A 24,109-nucleotide genomic window follows, 5' to 3' on the forward strand; every position below is an offset into this window, starting at 1 on the left:
TTGCAATTTTATTTACTTGCACTTACAAGTATAATTCAGCACTATTTAAAGATAAAACCAATTGCAATTGGATTAATTTTAGAACCATAGTAACAAGCTGCTATAATTTCTTTTTTACCTGCTGGTTGAATAACTTTAATTACTATGTTATTAGTTTTAGTGGCAACAATAATACCTAATTTATTTATTGCAACAATTGTTCCTGGCAGAGCATTTGATAATTCATTAGTTACTGCTACTTGATGAATTTTGTATATATTATCATTCAACGTAGTATAAGCAATTGGTGTATTATACAATCCACGAACATGACATGAAATTAATTGTGCTGAAAGATTTCAATTAATTTTTTCATCACTTCTTTTAATATTTAAACCAAAAGTTACTTGATTTTCATCTTGTTCTTGTTCTTCAATTTCATTATTAATGATTTTTAATAAATATTTTATTAACATATTTTGTGCTAAAGTTATCAACTTATTAACTAAAGAAGTATATGTATCCTCAATACCAATTGAAACTTGTTCTTGAACATAAATTGCTCCTGCATCCATTTTAATTACCATTTTCATTAATGTAATACCAGTAGTTTGTAATCCATTAATAATTGCTCATTGAATAGGGGCACCACCACGCAATGATGGTAATAATGAAGCATGAATATTTAAACATTTATATTTTGGTAAATTTAAAATTGCTTTTGGTAAAAATTGACCATAAGCACAAGTAAGAATAACATCAATATTTAATAATTGTAAATCTTTTAAACTTTCAATAATATTTTCGGGTTGGAAAACAGGAATTTGATATTCTTGTGCCAATTGTTTAATTGCTAAAGGAACAACTTCTTGTTTACGACCAATTTTACGATCTGGCTGACAAACAACACCAACTATTTCAATTTCATTTTTCATTGTTAATAACAATGTTTTTAAAATATTTTCAGAAAAAAAAGAAGAACCCATAAATAAAATTTTAAATTTTTTCATAATTTTCACCCTCAATTTTTGCTTTGTACATTTCAATAATATTTTTTACATGTCAGAATAATACTACCATACCTAAAGTATCTTGAGCACAATATTTTAACATATTTTCACGAAAATTATGAATTCAATTAGTTAAACTAATGTTATTTTCAACTCTTCTACGAAAAACTTCTGATGCCATATCTCCTTTTTTAATAACTAATCCTTCATAAGAAAAGGAAGATTCAAATGCTGGTAAAGTTTTTTTAATTGAAAGAGAACCATAAAACTGTTCTTTATAAATTTTAAATTCTTTAAAAAAATCTTGTAAATCAATAGTACCATCATGAATTAATGATAATTTATTTTTATATTGAGGGTAATAATAAGCTAATTTTTTAAGAACAGATTTCTCAAATGATTGATTATAAGCAACATACGTACCCTTACCATGAATATTAATTAAATCATAACATAATTTTTTTGTTAACATTTCTCTTGGATCATCATTGCCATCTGCTAAAAATTCATAATGTTTAATTGATTTATAAGTTTTAAAATCAAAATCTGGTGCTAATAACACATGGACAGAATATTGAAAAGGAATTTGTTGATATGGTTTACTATTTTTAAACTTAGGTATTGCAGATTTCATAGTCTCAAAATCATACATATAAATTGGATATTGGTACTTTTTGTATTCAATTTTTAAATCAACAAATTTATTGCCATCAATTAATTTTTCACCATTTTTAATTACATCATATTGTCTTAAATGTAAATTAGACTTTGTTAAAAATGGTAATAATCTTTCATCATTAATTTCTAAGAAATCTTCTTCATAATATCACAATGCTTTCTTAGTTTTTCTTAAACGATATAATTCAAAAATAGTATTATGAATAGAAAAATATTTAAAAATATGAGGACAAAATTGATTACTATTTTCATGACAATAAGGTAAAGTTAATAATTTAACTATTTCGTCAATATCACTAATTTTAATAATATTCTTAATATTTTCATATTGTAATTTCAAATTATTATTTAAAATTTCATCTTGAATTGATTCAAAAAGACTAAAACTTTTTTTAGTATTTGGACTTTTTTGCCAAGTTGATCCATTAACAATAAATAATTCATTTAAATCTATTTTTTCCTTCTTAACATAATTATTATTTAAATACATAATATAAGTATTAACTACTTTAATTCCACATTTGGTTAAAATATCATACTGATAAAGTAAATCTCACATATGTTCTTCTTTAACTCAAGTTACTGCTTTTACTTCGATTAAATCCCAACCATCATTATTTCGCTTTAAAATATCACACTTAGTAACACAACCCTGATATTCAAATCTTGGTTCAAATAAAACATCATACTCTTTATTATTAATAATTTCTATAACATTACTACCCAGTTCAGACTCAAAATTAAAACAAGAATATTTTACTTTAAAATATTCTTGAGCATAGTGCCCAGTTTCAATACCATCTGCAATTGTTTCACCAAGATAAAATTCAGAATCATCTTCTTCATTATAATTATTTTCAAATGTATCATCGTCTAAATCAGAAATAGTAATTAAATTAGATTTAAATTTACTACTTGTTTTAGTATGCGTTAGTTCAACAAAATTTATTATCTTTTTCTCTTCAATTAAATGCTTAGCTAAAGCATAATTTTTTGCATTTAAAAATCATGAAAGTTTTCGACAAATACGGAAATGCTTATAATCATCTTTATAAATTTTCATTACATATCACCCAATTGCCTACTTTAAAATAAAGATTTATTTATCTTTTCATCCAGAAAATTTATCATGAATTGCAATTTTAGGTTTTTCTAAATTTTTAGCACGTTTTTTATTTTCTTTATTTTGTAAACGTTCTTCTTCAATTGCAAGTTTAACGCCTTCATTTTCTTTTTTAATTGCTGCTTTTTCTTCTGCTGTCTTTCTTTTTATTTTAATTTTACCACTACGTTTTTTTGACATTTCAATTTTCTTAAGTGTTTCTTCTAAATCTAATTCACAATTTACTTTTCAAATTGTTTCAAATTCTTTCTTTGATAATTGTTTAGTAAACCCTTCTACCTCAAATGCTTTAGTTGCAAATAAATCATTTTTCTTAGAATCATATAATTTTACAATTACATCAAAAACATCACGATAGCGATATTCTTTACTACTACGTGAAACTACTTGTTCAAATTCTACTGTTTTATGTTGCAATTTTAATTCATCACGCATAAAGGATTTAATAATATTTTTTACTTCTTTTTGACGTTGTTTTTTCTCTTCTTTTTTCTTCTTTTTTGCTGAAATGGTTGTAAAAATAAAAATTATTAAAACTACTCCTATAAGCGCTAACATTCATCATTGACTAGATAAATTTCCCATTTTTTATTCCTCTTTTTTGATTTATAAATTTTCCTCGATTACTGCTAATAGTTTAGTTGGACTCATCGGTGAAATTGTTAAAATTAAATTAACATCTTTTTTAATTACAAAATAAAGATGTGTTTTATTTACTCTAATATATTTAAAACTTTTTGTCTCTTCGATATCATAAGACTCATTAATCAATTTTAAACAATATTCACGTAATTGGATATCATTTAAGTCTTGCAATTTTAATCTTGTTCTAATCCTACCAATACTATGGTAAGAAAATTGATAAGGGTTACGAAAATAGTAACTCATTTATTTACCACACCTACATTTATCATTAAAGTTTTTAAACAAATAATTTACATTAAAAGTGTAAAAAGATTAAAATATACTATTAACAAAAAGCTAACACATTAATTATACTGAAAAAATAAAAAATATTATACAACATTTATGATTTTTGTTATAATTATTTTTGTTGTAATTAATCTATAAAACATGTTCAAAACAAAAAAGGAGAAAAAATGGCTAACATTGCATCACAAATTAAAAGAATTAAAACAAACCAAAAAAGAAATGAAATTAATAAAAGTTATAAATCTAAAGTTAAAACTGCTTTAAAAAAAGCTGAAATATCAATAAAAAACAAAGCAGAAAATGCTGCAGTACTTGTTAATGAAGTATGTAGTTTAATTGATAAAGCTGTTGTTAAAGACATTTATCACATTAATAAAGCTGCTCGTCAAAAATCTAAAATTATGACTAAATTAGCAAAAGCAAAATAACTATAATTTATTTTAAAAATAGACACTATTAATAGTGTCTCTTTTTAAAATATAATTGATATTTTTAAACTAAATTTTTGTTTTAATAAAATACCAAATTTAAAAACTATTTAGCTAATAATGTAAAGTTAGAACTTGATGCTCTAATCTCAGCAAAAATTTTATTTTTTTGAAATTCATCTGATGTATCCATAACTATAAAAATACTAAAATTACTAATATCTAATTTATTACGATCAAATGTACTGTGAATTTTATAAATAGAGGCACAATTTTTAGTAATAATATTAATAATTTCGTTAATAGTACTATTATTAATTTTACCGTTAACTGAAAAAGGAACTCGTCGATGTGAACTAATTAAGGCGCTATTAATAATTGTTCCTAATGTAGTAATATCAACATTACCACCACTAATTACACAAACAACATTTTTATCTTTACCAATAATTTTATCTAATTTACCAGAAAGAATAGCAGCAACACTAACAGCGCCACTACCTTCAGTTACAATTTTACATTTTTCTAATAAAATAACATTGCTTGCGCAATTTCTTCTTCGCTAACAGTAACAACTTTATCAACATTTTTCTTTAAAATATTAAACGTTAATTCTCCTGTTTGTTTAACAGTAATTCCATCAGCAATTGAACTTTTACCTTGAATTTTAAATGGTTTTCCTTGTTTTAAAGCTTGATTATAATAATCAACATTTTGTGCCTCAATCCCAATAAATTTAATATTTGGATTTTTACTTTTTAAATAAATTGAAATACCACTTAAAAGTCCTCCTCCAATTGGAACTAAACAATAATCAATTTCTTTACCCGTTGCATTCATTTGCTCATATATTTATAAACCAATTGTACCTTGACCAGCAATAACAAAATTATCATCATATGGATGAACTAACGTTAACCCTTCTTCTTTTTCAAGTCTTAATGCTTCAGACATTGCATCATCAAACATATTACCACAAAGTTTAACAGTACATTTAGCACCACCAAATTCTTTAGTAGCAGCAATTTTGGCTAGTGGTGATGTTAAAGGCATAACTATCTTGGATACTAAATTTAAACTTGAAGCTGCTAAAGCGACTCCTTGTGCATGATTACCAGCACTAGCAGCAATTAAACCCTTTGCTTGCTGTTCCTTTGATAAATTAAGAATTTTATTTAAAGTTCCTCTAATTTTAAAACTACCTGTTTTTTGTAAATTTTCTAACTTTAAAAATATATTATTACCAGAAAATGAAGAAAGTTTATCTGCTTTTATCAAACTTGTCTTACTAATTTTATCTTTAATTTTTGAATACGTTTCTTCAATTACTTCTTCACTTACTAAATTTTCCAAAATGGTTCCTGCTGAGTTTCTATCTAATTTCTCAAATATAATTAATTATACAATATAATAACTTTTATTTATAAAACAACAAAAGTAATCATTAATAGTATATGGTTTTATAATTAAATGGGATTTGAATTCATAAATGTTGATTTAAAGCATATGTTAAATTGCTATACTACATAATCACTATTTTCAAATCTATATTATATATACATGAAAAACAAAAATTAAAAAATATTTTTCCAAAATATTTAGAATTAATACTGTTTATTTTATTGTTACAAATTTCAATAATTGCTTTTTAACACTTAATTATAGTACAATCTAATGCAGGAGGTATTATATATGGAAAATAATGAACAAAATAAGAAAAAAATAGATAAATCTCGGCCACTAGTAGAAATTTTAAATCTAACAAAGGAATATAAAAATAAAATAGCATTAGATAAAGTTAATTTAACTATTAATCCTGGCGATCGAATTGGAATCATTGGTGCAAATGGTAGTGGTAAATCAACTTTAAGTGAAATTATTGGTGGTATTCAAACCAACATCTGGTGAAATAATTCGTCAAGAACATTTAGTAAATGGTTTACAATTTCAAGAATCTAGATATCCGGCCGGAATATCTGTTATGGATATGATTAAATATTATTTACATACTTTTAATATTTCAACGAAAGAAGATGAACTATTAGAGTTACTGAAGACATACCAATTACTTGGAATTGAAAATAAGTTTATTCAAACACTTTCGGGTGGACAACAACAACGTTTAAATATTTTACTTGCTGTTATTCATGATCCTGATCTAGTTATTTTAGATTAAGTTTCCACAGGATTAGATATTGAAGTTCGTTCAGAAATTTTTGAATTTTTTAGAAAAAATATTATTGACAAAAATAAGACAATGATCTTAGTTACTCATAATATGAGCGAAGTTGAAGAATTTTGTGAAAAGTATATTTACATTCATAATGGAATTATAAAAGAAGCAGGAAATGTTAAAGATATTGTTAAAAAATATGGTTCAGTTCATAACTTTACATGAAAAATGTTTGATAAAAATAAAAAAGCTGATTTAAAAAAACAATATGAAGAAATAAAAAAAGAAAATGCTGAAATCAAAAAAAATAAGAAAAAAAATAAATGAATTCATAAAGCCAAAATGCCCGAAAAAAGTCGACCATTAATAAACTTAATGTTTAAATATTATTATCAGGGATTTTTTGTACACTACTTTTTAGTTTTATTTCCAATTCTAATGTTGTTCTTAGAAGGTTTTGCTTTTAAACAAATGGAAGGTGATACTGTAAAAAGTTTACATACTTTAGTTGGTTCAATTTCAATGTTACAACCAATGGCAGTAGGAATTTTCATTATTCCACAAACAATTGTTGAATTTAAAAATAGTGTTTTAATGAAGCGAATTGGAGCAACAAATATTAAACCAATTTTCTTTGTTCTTTCAGTTATGATAATTGGATTTTTCTTTATGATAGCGACATTCTTATGATCTTTATTATGAGTTGGAATTATGTTTGGTGGTACTTATGGGTGAAATAATATAGTAACAGCAAATTTTATTGGAGAATCTATCCCGTTTATTATCTTAATTTTCTTTTCATCAATGGGTTTAGGAATGTTATTGGCCTCAATTTTCAAATCAGTAACTGCTTTAGTTGCAGCATCAAATGTAATTTATTTTCCGGTTGCACTTTTAAGTGGGGTATTTTTCCCAGCTGAGTTAATTAATAGTAGTCCCGTTTTAAAATACGCAACTTACTTTAATCCATTTAAATACGCTATGGATCCATTTATTCAAGCTTGAAGTGGAACAAGTTTTACTTTTACAACAACTTATGGAATATATCTAGGAGTTGCGGCTTGGATTGATTGGTATTTACAAAATAGTTGCAAGTTCAAAATTACGTTGACAAGCATAAGATATTAAATCTAATAATTAAAAATGCTAAATTGTAAAGGTAAGTGCAACTAAATTATTTTTCTATCCAAATATTCGATTGGTGAAAGATAATTTAATATTTTTCTCGGTCTTTGATTTAAAGACAATATAAATTTATGAACTTCATTTTTATTAGTTTTTGAAAAAATAAATTTTTTAGTAAATTTTTCTCTAATTAAACCATTAGTATTTTCATTAGTACCTCTTTGTCAAGGTGAATATGGATTGGCAAAATAAATTTTTACATCTAAATTTTTTTCAAGTTGTTGTCAATTTGAAAATTCTTTGCCACGATCAAAAGTAATAGTTTTAACAATGTTTTTAGGAAGAATTGATAAATAATAACTGACATTTTTATTAATAACTTTAGTAGTTCTGTTTTTAACTAATATTGCTAAAGTAAATCGTGATACTCTTTCAACTAAAGTTATTAAACATGATTTGCTTTTACCTCGTGATGATACTATAGTATCTCCTTCTCAATGACCAAGTGTTATACGATCATTAACATTTATATCTCGTTCTTTAATTGATTTACCATTAAACTTGCCACGATTCTCTTGAGATTTTCGTTTTTTACATTTTCTTCTTAAATTTTTACTAGTAACTTTATCAAGCATTCCAAAATAAATTCAAGTATAAATTGTTTTAAAACTAATAACTCACTATTTATGAAAATTTTTAATTCTGCCATAAATTTGTTCAGGTGATCAACCTAATAGTAATTTTTGTTGTACATATTTTACTAAATTCTTATTTTTAAACTTATGAAAACTAATATGTGATTGTTTTCGATTTTCAGCTTTATTTTGTGCAATTAATGAAAAATAATGATTATTATCTTTATTTCTATTAATTTCTCGAATAATAGTACTAATACTTCGATTAAGATTTTTAGCTATTTCACTAATTTTAAATTTAAATTTCAATTGATTCTCAATATAAATCCTTTCATCTATGCCAAGATGTTTATAACTCATATAAAAACTCCTTACTTTTTTCTAAACTAAATTTAGCATTATGAAATTTTTATATGAGAATTTTTTGCAATTTTATTTACTTGCATTTACAAGTATAATTCAGCAAATAATAAAATAAAAAAGGACTAAAAGTCCTTTTTTATTTTATTATTTAAATAAATCACTATTACGTCAAAATTTATGATCTTTTGTATCTTTTTTATTATCATTATCTAAACTATCATCAAAAAGTGATGGATCGATTTCATAGGGTTTACCACTTAAAGCATTATTAATAGCATTTTGATATTCCGAATTGGCTCTCATAATTTTATTACGATCAATTTTTGGATTAAGAATAGCAATAACTAGTATAATAGCAATTGGTAAAATTGCTGATGTTGCTGTAATATATGTTAATATTTGAAAAGCTTTAAAAGTTGCTAATCCTTTTAATCAAGGTAAAGCATCAGGATTAATTTCATCACCTTTATCTAAAAAAGAAATAAATGTTCTTAATAACGAATCATTTGTTGTCATATAAATTAAATTTGAAATTGTATAAATTATTCAAAAAATTAAAATAACTATTAAAAAATATGATGTTTGATATAAATCACGACCTAATTTTGGTGGTTTTAAAATTGAATATAAAAAGCCTCCATTTAAAACTATTGTTGTGACAATAGTGAAAACTATAGTTTTTGATTGTTGTGCTAAATTATAATAAACAGGTAATGTACTATTATTTTTAATTTGAAAAGTACCTGCTATAAAATAAGTTAGTATATAAGTAGCTATTGCTAGCACTGTTGTTAATAAGAAAAAAGCTGATAATATTTTCTTTAAAAGTGGAATATATTTTGGTTTATTCATATACGGGTAAAATTTAGGATTTGTGGCGGGATGTTGCGGTAATACACCTAACTTCGCTAAATTTGCTAAACTATTATTATCAAGATTATTAATATTTAAATTATTACCTAGATTTCCAATGCCACCAATATTAGGATTTGTATCAACATTATTATCAACATTCTGATTATTTGGAGTAACACTTGGCTTAACCTCAGTAGCATCATCACTAAAATTATTTAATGCAGTAATTTGATCATTTAATTCATTAAAAGTATTATTATCAAACTGTCTTATTCGTTCAAGACTTTCTTTTTCCACAGTCTTACAAATATTAGTAATTGTAACTATTAATAAGTTACGCTCTTCAAGAATTTCAATACGATTTTTAGGAGAACTTTTAGTAATACTCAAACTACGATTTACCAAATTAGAAATTAACTGCAAAAATTCTATTGCATACTTTTTATCTTTTAATTCTTTTAGTTCTTTTTCAAGAAAAAATAAATTAGAAATTTGTAATTCTAAAATTTTTAAAAGTTCTTCATTAGCAAAAATAGATTTTCTAACAATTAAATTATTTAAACTGTTATATATAGTACTTGATATTTCATAGTATAATGCAACATTTAAATCTTCTTCTGAGTACACTTTTTCAGTTTTTTTCTTTGTAACTCTTTTTACTTTTGGTTTAACCAATGTAATGTCACTATTTTCTTCTACTAACTTTTTTTCTGTAACATCAGTATTTTTATTACTTTTCATTATATGTATCACCTCTTGAGTTTAAAACATCTATAATTATATACTAAATATTCAAAAAAAATAAATCAATTGCAATATTTTTATTAAACTTTCCTTTTTTGATATTGTAATCTAATTCATATAATTTTAACAAAATATTATTAATATTTAAATTAATATTTAAATATTGTTCTAATATTTTTACTTGAAACTTAGAAATATTTAATATATTGGAAATATCTTCATTACTTTTTTTTTGTTTAACTAAAATTTTGATATCTCTAATTAATTCTAATTGATATACAAGAATATTAATCAATTTAATTTTATCATAATTAATAACATTATAATAGTTATATTGTCTTCAAAAATTGTTATAATCTTTTTTTAATATATATTCAACAGTTTTAAAAATATTTGTTTCAAAATATTTAGGAACCACCTCAGTAATAATATCTGAAGTTATTTTTTTTCCAATTAATCTTAATTTTGATAACTCATTTAAAATAATACTGACATCATTTGGCAAGTATTCTAAAAGAAAATTAGTTGCTTCTTGAGTAATGTTAATTTTAAAACTATTGCAAACTTTATTAATTAATAATAATAATTGTGATTTTGTATAATTTTTAATTTTGATAATATTAAATTGTTGAAATTCTCTACTAATTTTAAAATCAACATTTAAACTTTTAATAATTATCATTGTTTTTTGATTATGATTAAGCAAAGCATTAACAAATTTTTTTTCTTTAATATATTTTTGTCATAAATTACTGCTATCATTAATTACGATTACTTTATTTTCTTCAAATATACTCATAATTTGAATTTCATTAATAATATTAACAATTGTATCCTCTTGTAATTCATATAGATTATAATCATAATTTTCTTTTTTATGATTTTTTTTAATTAATTGTTCAATATTTTTTCTTACTAAATACTCATCTTGACCATGAACAATATAAACCATGTTTCCAACCTCACAAAATTATTAATATATTTTATGTTAATGTTATAATATCATAATGTTTCATATATAATCACACTTTTATTTTTTCCTCAATAATAAAATTTTTTAAGATTATTCAGTGTTTCAATATTTGAAAAATACTTTCGTTTTTGATAATATTCCAAATTTGAACTTTTATCTTATATAGTAATTATTATATATAATGTTTTAAAACATTATCGCTTTTCAACTAAATTATAAAGATCTTCAGCAACCGCTTGATGCACTAATGTTGTTGGATGAACTTCATCAAAGAAGAAATAATTATTTAATGTTTCTTTTGTTGAACCATTAACATATGTTGCTGTAACAGCACCATCTAATGCCATATGAGCATAATCAGATTCAATTGCATTTTGAGTAATATTTTTACCTTCTTGTTGAAATATCAGTGCATATTTACTTAATTCTTCTCTTAAACTAAATCTTCTAATAAAATTAGGATAATTAGTTGTATATAAAAATATCTCGTGATTTCAAAGTGTTTTATAAGCATCAGATAATTGTTTTGCTAAAACTTGCGATTTAGTTCCATAATATTTTGGGACAAGACTAAAATCTGGAACATCAGTAGCAACAATATGTTGGATGCCTTTATTAATTAATTCTTGAATTATATCTCCTTCTTTTATAATTGCATTATAAATAATATCAAGTCCTTTATAATAGTTACCACTATCAATAGCAGCCAACATATCATTATTTCCTGATTCAAGAAAGACTAAATCATCACTTTGTAAATCTTGATGTTGAGATAAAAAAGCAGCCATTTGATGTTGAAGGCTAAAACGATTTGAATAAAATGTTCCTGTTCATGAATCATTTTCAGCTGCAACAGCACACCCAACCGCATAGTTATTACCAAATTGCTCATAAGTTGCTGCATCATTTAAAATCGTATATTTTCATCCTGCTTGTAAGTTTAAATGTAATTTATTAGCTAAAATTTCAGCTGCAACCTTACCATTACTGAAAGAGCGATTTAAATAATATGGATCTCCTAATTCTACTTGAGCGACTCATCAAGGTGCTAATGGTGATTTTTGGACAAAGTCACTCCCAGCTCCAACAAAACTCCCAGTATCAGAAAGACTATCATCAAGAATGTATAATTGATGATAATCAATAACTGTTTTTTCTTCCTTAATATTGGATGTAATAGTAGTTATTAACATTTAAGGTAACAACAAAATTTTTAATAAATGATTTATTTTTTTCATATTTTTCCCCTTTTGTTTTAATTATATATTTTTTAGTTTCTTTTCTAAAAAGTAATTTTCTTTTAATTATTCAATAATTTTTACTAAATATTCATATTGAACATGAATAATATAAATACTATTTCTAATCTCACAATATTATTATATCAGTTTATATTAACGTTATAATACCATAATGTTTCATATATATTCTTATAATCACAGTTTTATTTTTTCCCGAATAATAAACTTGAGAATTAATTTTTTTAAGATTATTCAATGTTTCAATATTCGGAAACTGTCTTCGTTTTTGATAATGTCCGGAAATTAATGCTATTTCTGGATTAAGAGTTTTTAAAAAACTAATAGTTGATGAAGTTTTTGAACCATGATGAGGAACTTGTAAAATATTAATTTTACTTAATACATGGGTGTTAACTAATAAATTTTCGGTTTGTTCTTCAATATCACCAGTAAATAAAATTTTATAATTATAAACTTTTAATAACAAAACTAAACTTTTATTATTTTCAGAAACATATTGCAAATTAAAACCATAAACTAAATTATGAATTGGATTAAAACCATCAATAATATATTGCGATAATTGATTGGTATTTTCATAAATTTTATCTATTTTTAATTTCATTTTCAAAAATCCAATATTACTAATATGATCTAAATCATGATGAGTTAAAAATACTGCTTTTAAACTATGAATTCCTTTTGCTGAAAGATAATTATAAATAGTTGGATTATTTGGTTTTAAATCTTCTGTGCCCGCATCAATTAAAATAGCAGATTTATTATAAGGACTAGTTAATAAAAAGCTCATAGCATTACCAACATTAATCATCGTTAATTCATAATAAGGTTTAATAATACTATTCATTCATAATGTTGAAAGTAAAACAAAATTAATAATAATAACTGTTAACATTCTTCAATTAAAATATCGTCAACAGTTATAAATAACTATTAAAATTAAAAAATAAAGTTGTAAAATTCAAATTTCAATTTGAAAAGTCGGAATTCAAATATTACTCATATTTATTAACTTAATAATAATAATTAAAAAATTTAAAATTGGAGAAACAAAAAAACTTAAAATTGAATTTAAAAATAAATTTAAAAATAAAATAACATCACAAAAAATAATGATTGGTGTAAAAAATAATAAATATGCAACAGTTAACAAACTAAAACCATGATTTATTTGTCACTGAATAGGAATAGTGAATAAAAATAAAACAATATTAATCAATAATAATCTAATCCAATAACTATATTTTTTAAATTTATTATTAATAAATAAAATCAAAAAAGTAATACCAAAAGAAACTTGAAATCCTAAAAGATAGAATTGTAAAGGTCATAAACAAAGACAACAATAAGCACTAAAACTAAGAATAGAAATTGGATGAATAGTTTTTTTATTAAATTTTAAAATACAACTAAAAATTAAAAAAAATAATGCTTTCATTGCTGCAATAGATCAATTAAGTAAATATAAATAAAAACATAAAATTGCAAAGCAAATTAAAAGTTTAATTAATTCATTTTTGATAAATCAAAAACTTTTTTTTAAAAAAAAAGAAAAAATTAATGTGTAAACCACTAACAACAATAATTGGAGTAATACCAAACTTATTAAAAATGGTAAAAATAGATTTATTTTCTTCGGTTTGCTGACCAAATAATAATAATTTAGTTCAATTTTTAATTTCCTTTGGAAAAGTATTTATATAATTAAAAAAAATAATTCTAAGAGTTTTTCCAAAAACAACTTTTACTTTATTTTCATTAACTACTATTTGTTTATTAACATTATTAGCATTTAAAAATAATTTAAAATCAAACTCATAAAAATTATTAATAGTTTTTAAATCTTTAGTTTGACCTTTAAAAATAAGTGTATCATCTAATTGGGCATTAATAGTATACTGCATATTATTAATATAATAATGTGATAATAAATAATATTTTTTTCATCCTTCTTGTACTATCAAATAATTTGGATGGGTTTCTACTACTTTCAAATTAACATTTTCAATATTTATATGTTCATCTTTTTTAAAGTTAATGTTAACTAAGGAAGTAAAAGTAAATACTAATAATCAAAAGAAATACTTATAAAATGATTGCTTTTTAAAAAAGCTAAATTGTAAAGGTAAGTGCAACTAAATTATTTTTCTATCCAAATATTCGATTGGTGAAAGATAATTTAATATTTTTCTCGGTCTTTGATTTAAAGACAATATAAATTTATGAACTTCATTTTTATTAGTTTTTGAAAAAATAAATTTTTTAGGAAATTTTTTTCTGATTAAACCATTAGTATTTTCATTAGTACCTCTTTGTCAAGGTGAATATGGATTGGCAAAATAAATTTTTACATCTAAATTTTTTTCAAGTTGTTGTCAATTTGAAAATTCTTTGCCACGATCAAAAGTAATAGTTTTAACAATGTTTTTAGGAAGAATTGATAAATAATAACTGACATTTTTATTAATAACTTTAGTAGTTCTGTTTTTAACTAATATTGCTAAAGTAAATCGTGATACTCTTTCAACTAAAGTTATTAAACATGATTTGCTTTTGCCTCTTGATGATACTATAGTATCTCCTTCTCAATGACCAAGTGTTATACGATCATTAACATTTATATCTGGTTCTTTAATTGATTTACCATTAAACTTGCCACGATTCTCTTGAGATTTTCGTTTTTTACCTTTTCTTCTTAAATTTTTACTAGTAACTTTATCAAGCATTCCAAAATAAATTCAAGTATAAATTGTTTTAAAACTAATAACTCATTGTTTATGAAAATTTTTAATTCTGCCATAAATTTGTTCAGGTGATCAACCTAATAGTAATTTTTGTTGTACATATTTTACTAAATTCTTATTTTTAAACTTATGAAAACTAATATGTGATTTTTTTCGATTTTCAGCTTTATTTTGTGCAATTAATGAAAAATAATGATTATTATCTTTATTTCTATTAATTTCTCGAATAATAGTACTAATACTTCGATTAAGATTTTTAGCTATTTCACTAATTTTAAATTTAAATTTCAATTGATTCTCAATATAAATCCTTTCATCTATGCCAAGATGTTTATAACTCATATAAAAACTCCTTACTTTTTTTCTAAATTAAATTTAGCATTATGAAGTTTTTATATGAGAATTTTTTGCAATTTTATTTACTTGCACTTACAAGTATAATTCAGCATACACTTGGTAATTTACTAAGTGCTTGTTCTAATGATTTTACTGTTGAAAAAAGTCAAATTGGAAGATTTTTGGTTGCTGTAAAAGGTAAAAAAGGTACTCAAGAAGATAAAAAATTTTGATACATTGAGCACTGAAATGGTAAAGAATTTATTGATTTTTCAGTAGGTATCGATGATATTAAATTGGAAAATAATGAAATTTTTCAACTTGAATTAAAATAAAAGTTTTTTATAATTCTTTAATCTTGGCATTGATTAAAATTTTTTGATTTTGATACTTTTCTAATTTCTGCTTTTCTATTTCAACTTTTGTTGGTGGTGCCTTTGCTAAAAATTGTTGGTTACTTAAAATATCTTTACTACGTTTTATTTCATTTTCAATATAAACTAATTCCTCTTTTAATTTTGCTAATTGTTCTTCTTTATTAAATAAATTTGAAACATTAATTTTTATTACTGCTGAATTAATAATTTTAATTATTTTATTATTAACAGACAACGGACTATCACTAATAGTAACAATTTGACTATTAGTTAATTGTAATAAATAAGGATTTAAAGTATTTTTTTCTAATTCAAAAAAAGAATTAGTCGTATTGATATGAATAGTTAACGGTAATTTTAAAGATAAATTAAGTTCTTTACGAATTTCTCGAATATTACCAATAATTTCAATTAATATTTCAACAAATTGTGTTACATCTTTTGTTTTTTCCATAACTTTAACTTTAGGAAACTTATTTGTTAAAATGCTATTTTTATACCCCATTTCTTCATAGATTGCTTCTGTGATAAAGGGAATAAAGGGATGAACCATAATAATAATTTGTTGTAAAACATAATATAATGTTTGTAATGAGTTACTTTGTTGCTCTTGATTTTGTAAATTAACTTTATTTAATTCAATATATCAAGAACAATATTTATTTCATATAAAATTTGATAGTGCTTTAACTACTAAAACAAATTCATATTTTTCCATATATTGCTCTACATAAATAATCAATTGATTAAGTTCTTGTAAAATTCATTGATCAATAAATGATAATGAATTATTATAGACAATATTTTCATCCAATTGAAACTTATCATCAATATTCATTAGTACATAACGTGCAGCGTTTCATAACTTATTATTGAAATTTCAAGCTGACTCAACTTTAGTAATACTAAATCTTAAATCTTGACCTGGAGCACAATTGCTAACTAAAAAGTAACGTAAAGCATCCGCACCATACTTTTTAATAACTTCCATTGGATCAATTCCATTATTTAATGATTTTGACATTTTTCTACCTTGTTCATCACGAATTAAACCATGAATTAAAACATTAGTAAATGGTTTTTGATTAGTAAATTTTCAACCCATAAACATCATTCGTGCAACTCAAAAAAATAAAATATCATAAGCAGTAACTAATACTGATATTGGATAATATTTTTGCAAATCAACATTTTTTTGTGGTCAACCCAAGGTTACAAAAGGTCATAAACCGCTAGAAAATCATGTATCTAATACGTCTGATTCTTGAATATAATCGTTAATTGGTGATGGTGGGTTAGTATCAACATAAATTTTCTTAGTTTTTTTATGATATCAAACTGGAAGCGAATGACCTCATCACAATTGACGAGAAATACATCAATCTTGAATATTATTTAATCACTGCAAAAGTTGTTGTTCAAATAATATTGGATGAAAATCAATCTTTGTTTTCTTATTTTTTTGTTTATAAATAATCATTTCAACTAATGGTTTCATTTTTATGAATCATTGTTGTGATAAATATGGTTCAATAATAGCGTTACTTCTTTCTGAATAACCAACTTGATGAAGATGGTCTTCAACCTTTACAACTAAATCTTCTTTTCTTAATTGTTCAACTAATTGTTTACGACATACCATTCGATCTTGATTAATATATGATTGTGCTAATTCATTCATAGTTCCATCAACATTCATACAAATAAGCATTGCTAAATTGTGACGTAATGCAATTTCATAGTCATTAGCATCATGTGCTGGTGTGCATTTCATAGCACCTGTTCCAAAATTCATATCAACATAATCATCAGCAATGACTTTAATTAACATTTTATTAGCCGGATTAACAACCATTTTACCAATAAATTGTAAATAACGTTTATCTTTACTATTTACAACTATACACTGATCAGCAAACATTGTTTCTGGTCTGGTAGTAGCAATAGTAATAAATTCACTACTATTTTCTATAAAATATTTTAAATAATACATTTTTCCTTTTGTTTCATGATAATTTACTTCAATATTAGAAATAGCGGTTTTTAATTCTGGATCTCAATTTACTATCTTTTTTCCTCGATAAACTAAACCTTCTTTATATAACTTTACAAATACTTCATTAACTGCTTGCTTAACATTTTCATCTAAAGTAAATACTTCATGCGAATAATCTAATGCTAAACCAAGTTTTGCTCACTGTTTTCTTATGTTTTGTGCATATTCTATTTTTCATTTTCATGCTTGTTGTAAAAATTTATCTTTACCTAATTCTTGCAAATTAAGTTTTTGTTCTTCTTTAATACGTTGTGCAACTTTAACTTGCGTGGCAATGCCAGCATGATCCATACCAGGTATAAATAAAGTATTAAATCCTTGTAAACGTTTATAACGAATTAATAAATCTTGGATAGTACTATCTCAAGCATGACCTAAATGTAAAAGTCCGGTTACATTAGGTGGTGGTAAGATAATAGAAAATGTAGGATTAATAGAACTAACATTTGCCTTAAATAATCCAGATTTTACTCATTGTTCATAACGATCCTTTTCAATTTCAATATGATTATATTTTTTGTTTAAATTTCTATTCATTTGTTATACTCCTTTTTAAAATAAAAAAAGATTCCACAAATAGGAACGTTTTTTAACGCGGTACCATCCTAATTCATTTACAAAGTAAACGCACTTAATTATTATTTAAATTACTAATAATATAAGTTACCTTCAAATTAAACTTGCTTAGTTTACAGCAACCACTAAGTCTCTAAATTACCATTTAATTTTACTCTTTTATATTTTAAATTAATTATGTATTTTATTTTACATTGTTAATTTTAAAAAACAAGACATTTGAGAAAAGAAAAAATCTAAATATTAAAATTATCTTTTTTAACAACAGGAGTTGATGTTTTCATAGACTGCATGCAGTCTAATTTATTTTTTATATTTTGATCAAAATCACACAATAAAGGAGTATCATCTTTTTTTATTGTCTTTTTTTGATATGCTTGTTTTTCTAATAATTTTATTTTTCTTTGTTCTGGTGTTAAGTTATTTCACCATTTTTTTGCCTCATTTTTAACAACATCTACTTGTTTGGGGGTTAAAGTATTTCATCATTGTTTTGGATTTTTGATTATTTGTTCTCTTTGTTGATTAAATCAATCAATAACTTTTTGATAATCTTCCTTGAAAATTGATTATTCATGTATTAAAACTTCATCTAAAATACTAGATAATATTTCACTATCCTCTAATATCTTTTGTTCATCATTTATAGCTTTTGATTTTGACTTATCAAAATCGCTGAATTATACTTGTAAGTGCAAGTAAATAAAATTGCAAAAAATTCTCATATAAAAATTTCATAATGCTAAATTTAGTTTAGAAAAAAGTAAGGAGTTTTTATATGAGTTATAAACATCTTGGCATAGATGAAAGAATTTATATTGAGAATCAATTGAAATTTAAATTTAAAATTAGTGAAATAGCTAAAAATCTTAATCGAAGTATTAGTACTATTATTCGAGAAATTAATAGAAATAAAGATAATAATCATTATTTTTCATTAATTGCACAAAATAAAGCTGAAAATCGAAAACAATCACATATTAGTTTTCATAAGTTTAAAAATAAGAATTTAGTAAAATATGTACAACAAAAATTACTATTAGGTTGATCACCTGAACAAATTTATGGCAGAATTAAAAATTTTCATAAAGAGTGAGTTATTAGTTTTAAAACAATTTATACTTGAATTTATTTTGGAATGCTTGATAAAGTTACTAGTAAAAATTTAAGAAGAAAAGGTAAAAAACGAAAATCTCAAGAAAATCGTGGCAAGTTTAATGGTAAATCAATTAAAGAACGAGATATAAATGTTAATGATCGTATAACACTTGGTCATTGAGAAGGAGATACTATAGTATCATCACGAGGTAAAAGCAAATCATGTTTAATAACTTTAGTTGAAAGAGTATCACGATTTACTTTAGCAATATTAGTTAAAAACAGAACTACTAAAGTTATTAATAAAAATGTCAGTTATTATTTATCAATTCTTCCTAAAAAAATTGTTAAAACTATTACTTTTGATCGTGGCAAAGAATTTTCAAATTGACAACAACTTGAAAAAAATTTAGATGTAAAAATTTATTTTGCCAATCCATATTCACCTTGACAAAGAGGTACTAATGAAAATACTAATGGTTTAATTAGAGAAAAATTTCCTAAAAAATTTATTTTTTCAAAAACTAATAAAAATGAAGTTCACAAATTTATATTGTCTTTAAATCAAAGACCGAGAAAAATATTAAATTATCTTTCACCAATCGAATATTTGGATAGAAAAATAATTTAGTTGCACTTACCTTTACAATTTAGCATAATAAAATTTTTTTAACATTTTTTAAACAAAATTTATTAAAATAAAATCTATTATTAAAAAGGGATTTTTATATTATCCATGTGGTTCAAATGTCGGATGAGGTACATTTTCTACTTTAGAATTAATAATATTTTTATTTCAAGGAATTACTTTATAAAATACATAAGCACAAATAAAATCAGCTGATTTAATTAAACACGAAATCATAATTACCATTTTAATACTTAAGTCAGTTCACTGCAATAAAGCAAAAGTAATAAAAATATCAATAAATCAAATTAAAAATAGATCAGCAATACTAATAATTAAAGTATAGCCACCAGCATAAAGAAAACTAAATAATGGTTGCATCATATTAATGAAAAAATAAGTTACTGCTGAAAAAGTCATATATCAAACTGCAAGTTTCATAGCATTATTAGATAAATTCGGAAATAATACTTTTGGAACTCAAAAAGCACTACCCAAAATAATTAAAGCAATAACAGTTGAAATAGCAAAACTCAATTTTAATATCTTGTTAGCATTTTCTTTAGCCAGTACTAGTTCTCCTGAACCTAACTTGCTACCAACAGCATATCCAACTAAAGCATTATATCCCCTAAAAGTAGAATAAAAAATAGCAACAACACTACCAACAATTTGCACAGCGGCAACAACTTCAGTATCACCAAAATGAGAATATAAAGCTGTTAACATTACTACTGAAACACCAAATAATACTTGACTAGCAAATAAAGGAATAAAAGTAATAATATATTTTTTATGTAAATCTTTTGTAAATTTAAAAATATTTCAATTAGGAGCATAAATTGGTTTTTTATAAATTAAATAACCTAACAATATAAAACATTCTACTGCTCTTGAAATAATTAAACTTATTGCTAATCCTTCAATACCTAATTGTGGTCCCCCACTATATGGTAATGATAAAATACAAACTAAAAATGTATTTAAGAGTAATGAGCAAATAGAAGTTATCAATGGTGTTTTAACATTACCACATGTATTCATAGTAATTGACATAATAAAAGCAAAACCTAACAATGGGTAATTTCAAGCAATTAATTTACTATATTCTTCAGCAATACCAATAGCATTTTCATGAGAATTATCTTCAGCACCAAGAATTACTCCCATAATTTGTTTGCTAAATAATTCTAATATTACAACAAAAAATATTGAAAAAATTAAAATATAAAATAATTTTATATTAGTAGTTTCTTGAATTTTCTTCTTATCTTTAATACCTAAATATTGAGCAGTAAAAATATTACCGGTAGCAACGATAGCAAAAAAGATATATCAAACCATATCATAAATATTACTTGATGATGCAACTCCAGCAATAGCATCATCATTTCCGAATTGACCAACCACAAAATTATTCATTAAGTTTATTAATGTTTCAATTAAAGATTGTGCACAAATTGGAATCATAAATAATAATGCCATTTTATAAAAGTTTAAATTATCTTTGTTTAATGTTTTCATATTATCTCACCCAATTTAAAAATTTAATATAATAAAAAAATATATTAATGTTATTATTTAATATATTGTTATATTTTTAACGAATAATTGCTTGAAATTTTTTCTTTAATATTTCTTGAATAATACTTATTTGTCCACTTACTTTTGTTTCATCTAATTGTTCTTCTTGACTATTAAATTTCAAATTAAAAGTTAATGAGTGTTGATTTTGTGATTTTAATTTTTCATCATTATAAAAATCTACCAAAGATATTTGTTCTAAAAAATCAATATTTGCAAATATTATAGAATTTTTTACATCAGAAAATTGAATATCGCTATTAACAATAATTGATATATCACGACTTAAAGCATTAAATTTTGATCAAAGCTTAAATTTAGAAACTACTTTTTGTTGTTCTTCTATGATTTTAACTAACTTACTACAATTAATTTCTGCTAAGAATATTTTTTCAACATTCATTATTTTTTCAGTTTGTGGATGCAGTGCGCCAATAGTAGCAATATGTTCTTGCTCATAAAAAATATCTGCGCTTAAATACGGATGCATTAAAGAATTATTATTTGTTTTATAAACAATAGAGTTAAATAAATTTGGCATAACTTTTGCTAAAAAACCATCTAAAAAACCTTTAATAAAATAATACGTACTATTAGTAATTATATTAGTATTAATTTTTGGTCAAAAATTATCCATAATCATAAAAGCTAAATGATGATTATCATCAGTTTCATCACCTGTATAAATAGTTTCATCAGTAAAAATTTTTAATTGTGTTTCTTTACGTGCATAATTATATTGACAAATTCTTAATAAACTATCTGTCAAACTAAAACGCATAACTTCTCTTGTTAATGTCAAAGGTGCTTCTAATTTTACAGGTATTTTATATTTAAAAAAATTAAAATCATTTAATCTCTGCATACTTGTTAAACTATATGTTTTTACTTGATTAAAACCATAACTTGTTAAATGTTGTCTTCACTTCATCATTAAATTTTCCATTGCCGTTGGTGACTTAAATGATACATTAAATTGTGGTTTAATAACTGGTAATTTATCATATCCAAATACTCTGGCAACTTCTTCACTAAAATCATTAGCATTATTTAAATCACTACGATGATTAGGAACTGTTACTTTTAAAATTTCTTGATTTTTTGCATCAATTTCAATTTGACAACCAATAATAGTCAAATAATTAATTATTTCATTAACCCCAAAATTTGTACCTAAAATTTTATTAATAAAATTAAAATTAAAATTGATCACTTTTGTTTTAACTTGATAAGGAACATCATTACTAAAACCAGTAATTTCATATTTAACTTGTAATTGTCCTAAAATAAACAAATAACGTTGTAAAGCAATTAAATAATAATCAGGAACAACTGGTCTTGTTAAACGTTCTAATAATGTATTAATAAGAGCACCATGTCGCTTTGCTTGTTTACTCATTAAGGTAACATCAGGATTAATTGAAAATATAAAAACTTCTTTGGAACTTGGTTTAACTTCATATTCAATATTATGACTAACTCCTAAAACACTAAAAGCCAAATATTTATCATGTAATAAAATATCACCCTCTTTAATTTGCAAATTACCTTCTGGGTATGATTTAGGTGAAATATTTAAAGATGGTTTTTTTAAAACATCGGCACTAAAAGTAATTAAGGGTTGACCCAATTCTAACATTACTAAATGAATAATATCTTCTGATAAAGTTTTGGGTACAATATTTGCAAGTTGTAGTGTTCTTCTAATTCAAATTGGTGTTATTACAGATTTATCATCAAATTCAATCTTTAATGTTGCTAAAGCTTGAATTTTACCATTAAGAACACTAACTTGACTTTTATTATCAAATTTTCCTATACTACTAACTTCCATGTTTTTTAAAGGAATTTTAAAATAACCGCTTAATTCTCTAGTAATACTATAAATCCCCAAACAATCACTACGATTTACTGTTAAATCAATAAAAAAAATTGTATCATCTAAATTTAAATATTGTAATGGATTAATATTACCAACCATTGCATCATCTGGTAAATGAATAATACCACTTAATTCTTCTTTATTCTGAACAATACCACTTAATCCTAATTCTGTTAATGAACAAAGCATTCCTGAAGAAACAACGTCTTGAATTGTTCTTTCAACAATAGTAAGACCATTACCTAAAGTACTTCCTATCCTTGCTACAACAACTTTAATACCAATAACTACATTTGCTGCACCACAAACTATAGTTAACATTTCAGTGCCTACTGTTACTTCACAAATATTTAATTTATTTGATTTAGGATGTTTAGTAATTTTAGTAATTTGACCAACAACTAAGTTTGTATTACTGAACATTAAATTTTTTACTTGATCAACCTCAAAACCCAAACTATTTAAAGCATCAACGATTTCATAATCTTTAATGCTATTAATATTCAATCACTGCGAAATGATTTTACGTGAAACTATCATTTTATTT

General features: G+C 23.6%; 21 protein-coding genes and 1 pseudogene. 6 read left to right on the plus strand and 16 right to left on the minus strand.

Annotated elements, in window-relative coordinates; genetic code table 4:
• Positions 1-41: 41 nt before the first annotated feature.
• From fmt to ACICQF_RS05050, 4 genes are read right to left on the minus strand one after another with little or no spacing between them, the layout of a single operon-like run.
• Entirely contained in the window at positions 42-989 is a 948-nt protein-coding gene (gene fmt / locus ACICQF_RS05035; RefSeq protein WP_395473005.1) for a methionyl-tRNA formyltransferase, read from the minus strand.
• Positions 976-2,730 (minus strand): DUF2779 domain-containing protein, encoded by a 1,755-nt coding sequence (locus ACICQF_RS05040; RefSeq protein WP_395473007.1) that lies wholly within the window; start codon positions 2,728-2,730, stop codon positions 976-978. Before ACICQF_RS05040 ends, fmt begins: the two co-directional genes overlap by 14 nt.
• A 36-nt stretch (positions 2,731-2,766) precedes the next feature.
• Positions 2,767-3,375: a hypothetical protein gene (locus tag ACICQF_RS05045; RefSeq protein ID WP_338959091.1), complete on the minus strand. Its 609-nt coding sequence runs from the start codon at positions 3,373-3,375 to the stop codon at positions 2,767-2,769.
• A 21-nt stretch (positions 3,376-3,396) separates the two neighbouring features.
• On the minus strand, positions 3,397-3,678 hold the full coding sequence (locus ACICQF_RS05050; protein ID WP_174480491.1) for a hypothetical protein: 282 nt from the start codon (positions 3,676-3,678) through the stop codon (positions 3,397-3,399).
• A 212-nt stretch (positions 3,679-3,890) separates the two neighbouring features.
• Between ACICQF_RS05050 and rpsT the strand changes: the two genes are divergently transcribed.
• Positions 3,891-4,151 carry a 30S ribosomal protein S20 gene (rpsT, locus tag ACICQF_RS05055; protein ID WP_338959088.1) on the plus strand — a complete coding sequence of 87 codons (261 nt, stop codon included), beginning with the start codon at positions 3,891-3,893 and terminating at the stop codon, positions 4,149-4,151.
• 525 nt (positions 4,152-4,676) lie between these two features.
• Here rpsT and ACICQF_RS05060 read toward each other — a convergent pair.
• Positions 4,677-5,504, minus strand: a pseudogene (locus ACICQF_RS05060) (threonine/serine dehydratase).
• Between the two features lie 339 nt (positions 5,505-5,843).
• Between ACICQF_RS05060 and ACICQF_RS05065 the strand changes: the two are divergent.
• From ACICQF_RS05065 to ACICQF_RS05075, 3 genes are all read left to right on the plus strand, one after another.
• Positions 5,844-6,110 (plus strand): ATP-binding cassette domain-containing protein, encoded by a 267-nt coding sequence (locus tag ACICQF_RS05065; protein WP_395473008.1) that lies wholly within the window; start codon positions 5,844-5,846, stop codon positions 6,108-6,110.
• Positions 6,034-6,327 carry an ATP-binding cassette domain-containing protein gene (locus ACICQF_RS05070; protein ID WP_395473009.1) on the plus strand — a complete coding sequence of 98 codons (294 nt, stop codon included), beginning with the start codon at positions 6,034-6,036 and terminating at the stop codon, positions 6,325-6,327. Before ACICQF_RS05065 ends, ACICQF_RS05070 begins: the two co-directional genes overlap by 77 nt.
• 102 nt (positions 6,328-6,429) lie before the next feature.
• On the plus strand, positions 6,430-7,452 hold the full coding sequence (locus ACICQF_RS05075) for an ABC transporter permease (protein WP_395473010.1): 1,023 nt from the start codon (positions 6,430-6,432) through the stop codon (positions 7,450-7,452).
• A gap of 41 nt (positions 7,453-7,493) precedes the next feature.
• Here ACICQF_RS05075 and ACICQF_RS05080 read toward each other — a convergent pair whose 3' ends face one another.
• The 8 genes from ACICQF_RS05080 to ACICQF_RS05115 form a co-directional block, all read right to left on the minus strand.
• Positions 7,494-8,084 carry an IS30 family transposase gene (locus tag ACICQF_RS05080; protein WP_395473011.1) on the minus strand — a complete coding sequence of 197 codons (591 nt, stop codon included), beginning with the start codon at positions 8,082-8,084 and terminating at the stop codon, positions 7,494-7,496.
• Between the two features lie 45 nt (positions 8,085-8,129).
• Positions 8,130-8,444: a transposase gene (locus tag ACICQF_RS05085; RefSeq protein ID WP_395473012.1), complete on the minus strand. Its 315-nt coding sequence runs from the start codon at positions 8,442-8,444 to the stop codon at positions 8,130-8,132.
• Between the two features lie 147 nt (positions 8,445-8,591).
• A complete protein-coding gene (locus ACICQF_RS05090; protein WP_395473013.1) occupies positions 8,592-10,043 on the minus strand; it encodes a hypothetical protein in 1,452 nt (483 codons plus the stop codon).
• 43 nt (positions 10,044-10,086) lie between these two features.
• Positions 10,087-10,998: a DNA polymerase III subunit delta gene (holA, locus tag ACICQF_RS05095; protein ID WP_395473014.1), complete on the minus strand. Its 912-nt coding sequence runs from the start codon at positions 10,996-10,998 to the stop codon at positions 10,087-10,089.
• A gap of 215 nt (positions 10,999-11,213) precedes the next feature.
• Entirely contained in the window at positions 11,214-12,212 is a 999-nt protein-coding gene (locus ACICQF_RS05100) for an SGNH/GDSL hydrolase family protein (RefSeq protein WP_395473015.1), read from the minus strand.
• 196 nt (positions 12,213-12,408) lie between these two features.
• The gene (locus ACICQF_RS05105) at positions 12,409-13,719 is read right to left on the minus strand and encodes a ComEC/Rec2 family competence protein (protein WP_395473016.1); all 1,311 of its coding nucleotides are present in this window, start codon (positions 13,717-13,719) and stop codon (positions 12,409-12,411) included.
• A gap of 64 nt (positions 13,720-13,783) precedes the next feature.
• Positions 13,784-14,245: a hypothetical protein gene (locus tag ACICQF_RS05110; protein WP_395473018.1), complete on the minus strand. Its 462-nt coding sequence runs from the start codon at positions 14,243-14,245 to the stop codon at positions 13,784-13,786.
• Between the two features lie 171 nt (positions 14,246-14,416).
• Complete coding sequence (locus ACICQF_RS05115) at positions 14,417-15,367, minus strand: IS30 family transposase (RefSeq protein WP_395473019.1); 951 nt, start codon at positions 15,365-15,367, stop codon at positions 14,417-14,419.
• Positions 15,368-15,408: 41 nt separating this feature from the next.
• Between ACICQF_RS05115 and ACICQF_RS05120 the strand changes: the two genes are divergently transcribed.
• On the plus strand, positions 15,409-15,696 hold the full coding sequence (locus ACICQF_RS05120) for a hypothetical protein (RefSeq protein WP_395473020.1): 288 nt from the start codon (positions 15,409-15,411) through the stop codon (positions 15,694-15,696).
• Positions 15,697-15,703: 7 nt separating this feature from the next.
• Here the strand turns inward: ACICQF_RS05120 and ACICQF_RS05125 are convergent, their stop codons facing one another.
• Positions 15,704-18,331: a valine--tRNA ligase gene (locus ACICQF_RS05125; RefSeq protein ID WP_395473021.1), complete on the minus strand. Its 2,628-nt coding sequence runs from the start codon at positions 18,329-18,331 to the stop codon at positions 15,704-15,706.
• 817 nt (positions 18,332-19,148) lie between these two features.
• On the opposite strand from ACICQF_RS05125, the gene ACICQF_RS05130 reads away from it, so the two are divergent.
• Entirely contained in the window at positions 19,149-20,099 is a 951-nt protein-coding gene (locus ACICQF_RS05130) for an IS30 family transposase (protein WP_395473022.1), read from the plus strand.
• A gap of 99 nt (positions 20,100-20,198) precedes the next feature.
• On the opposite strand, the gene ACICQF_RS05135 is transcribed toward ACICQF_RS05130, so the two are convergent.
• Positions 20,199-21,620: an MATE family efflux transporter gene (locus ACICQF_RS05135; RefSeq protein ID WP_395473023.1), complete on the minus strand. Its 1,422-nt coding sequence runs from the start codon at positions 21,618-21,620 to the stop codon at positions 20,199-20,201.
• 76 nt (positions 21,621-21,696) lie between these two features.
• Positions 21,697-24,102, minus strand: a complete 2,406-nt coding sequence (pheT, locus tag ACICQF_RS05140; protein WP_395473024.1) for a phenylalanine--tRNA ligase subunit beta — start codon at positions 24,100-24,102, stop codon at positions 21,697-21,699.
• Between the last annotated feature and the right edge of the window lie 7 nt (positions 24,103-24,109).

It is taken from the genome of Spiroplasma endosymbiont of Nomada rufipes (assembly GCF_964277355.1).
Lineage (GTDB): Bacteria > Bacillota_I > Bacilli_A > Mycoplasmatales > VBWQ01 > Spiroplasma_E.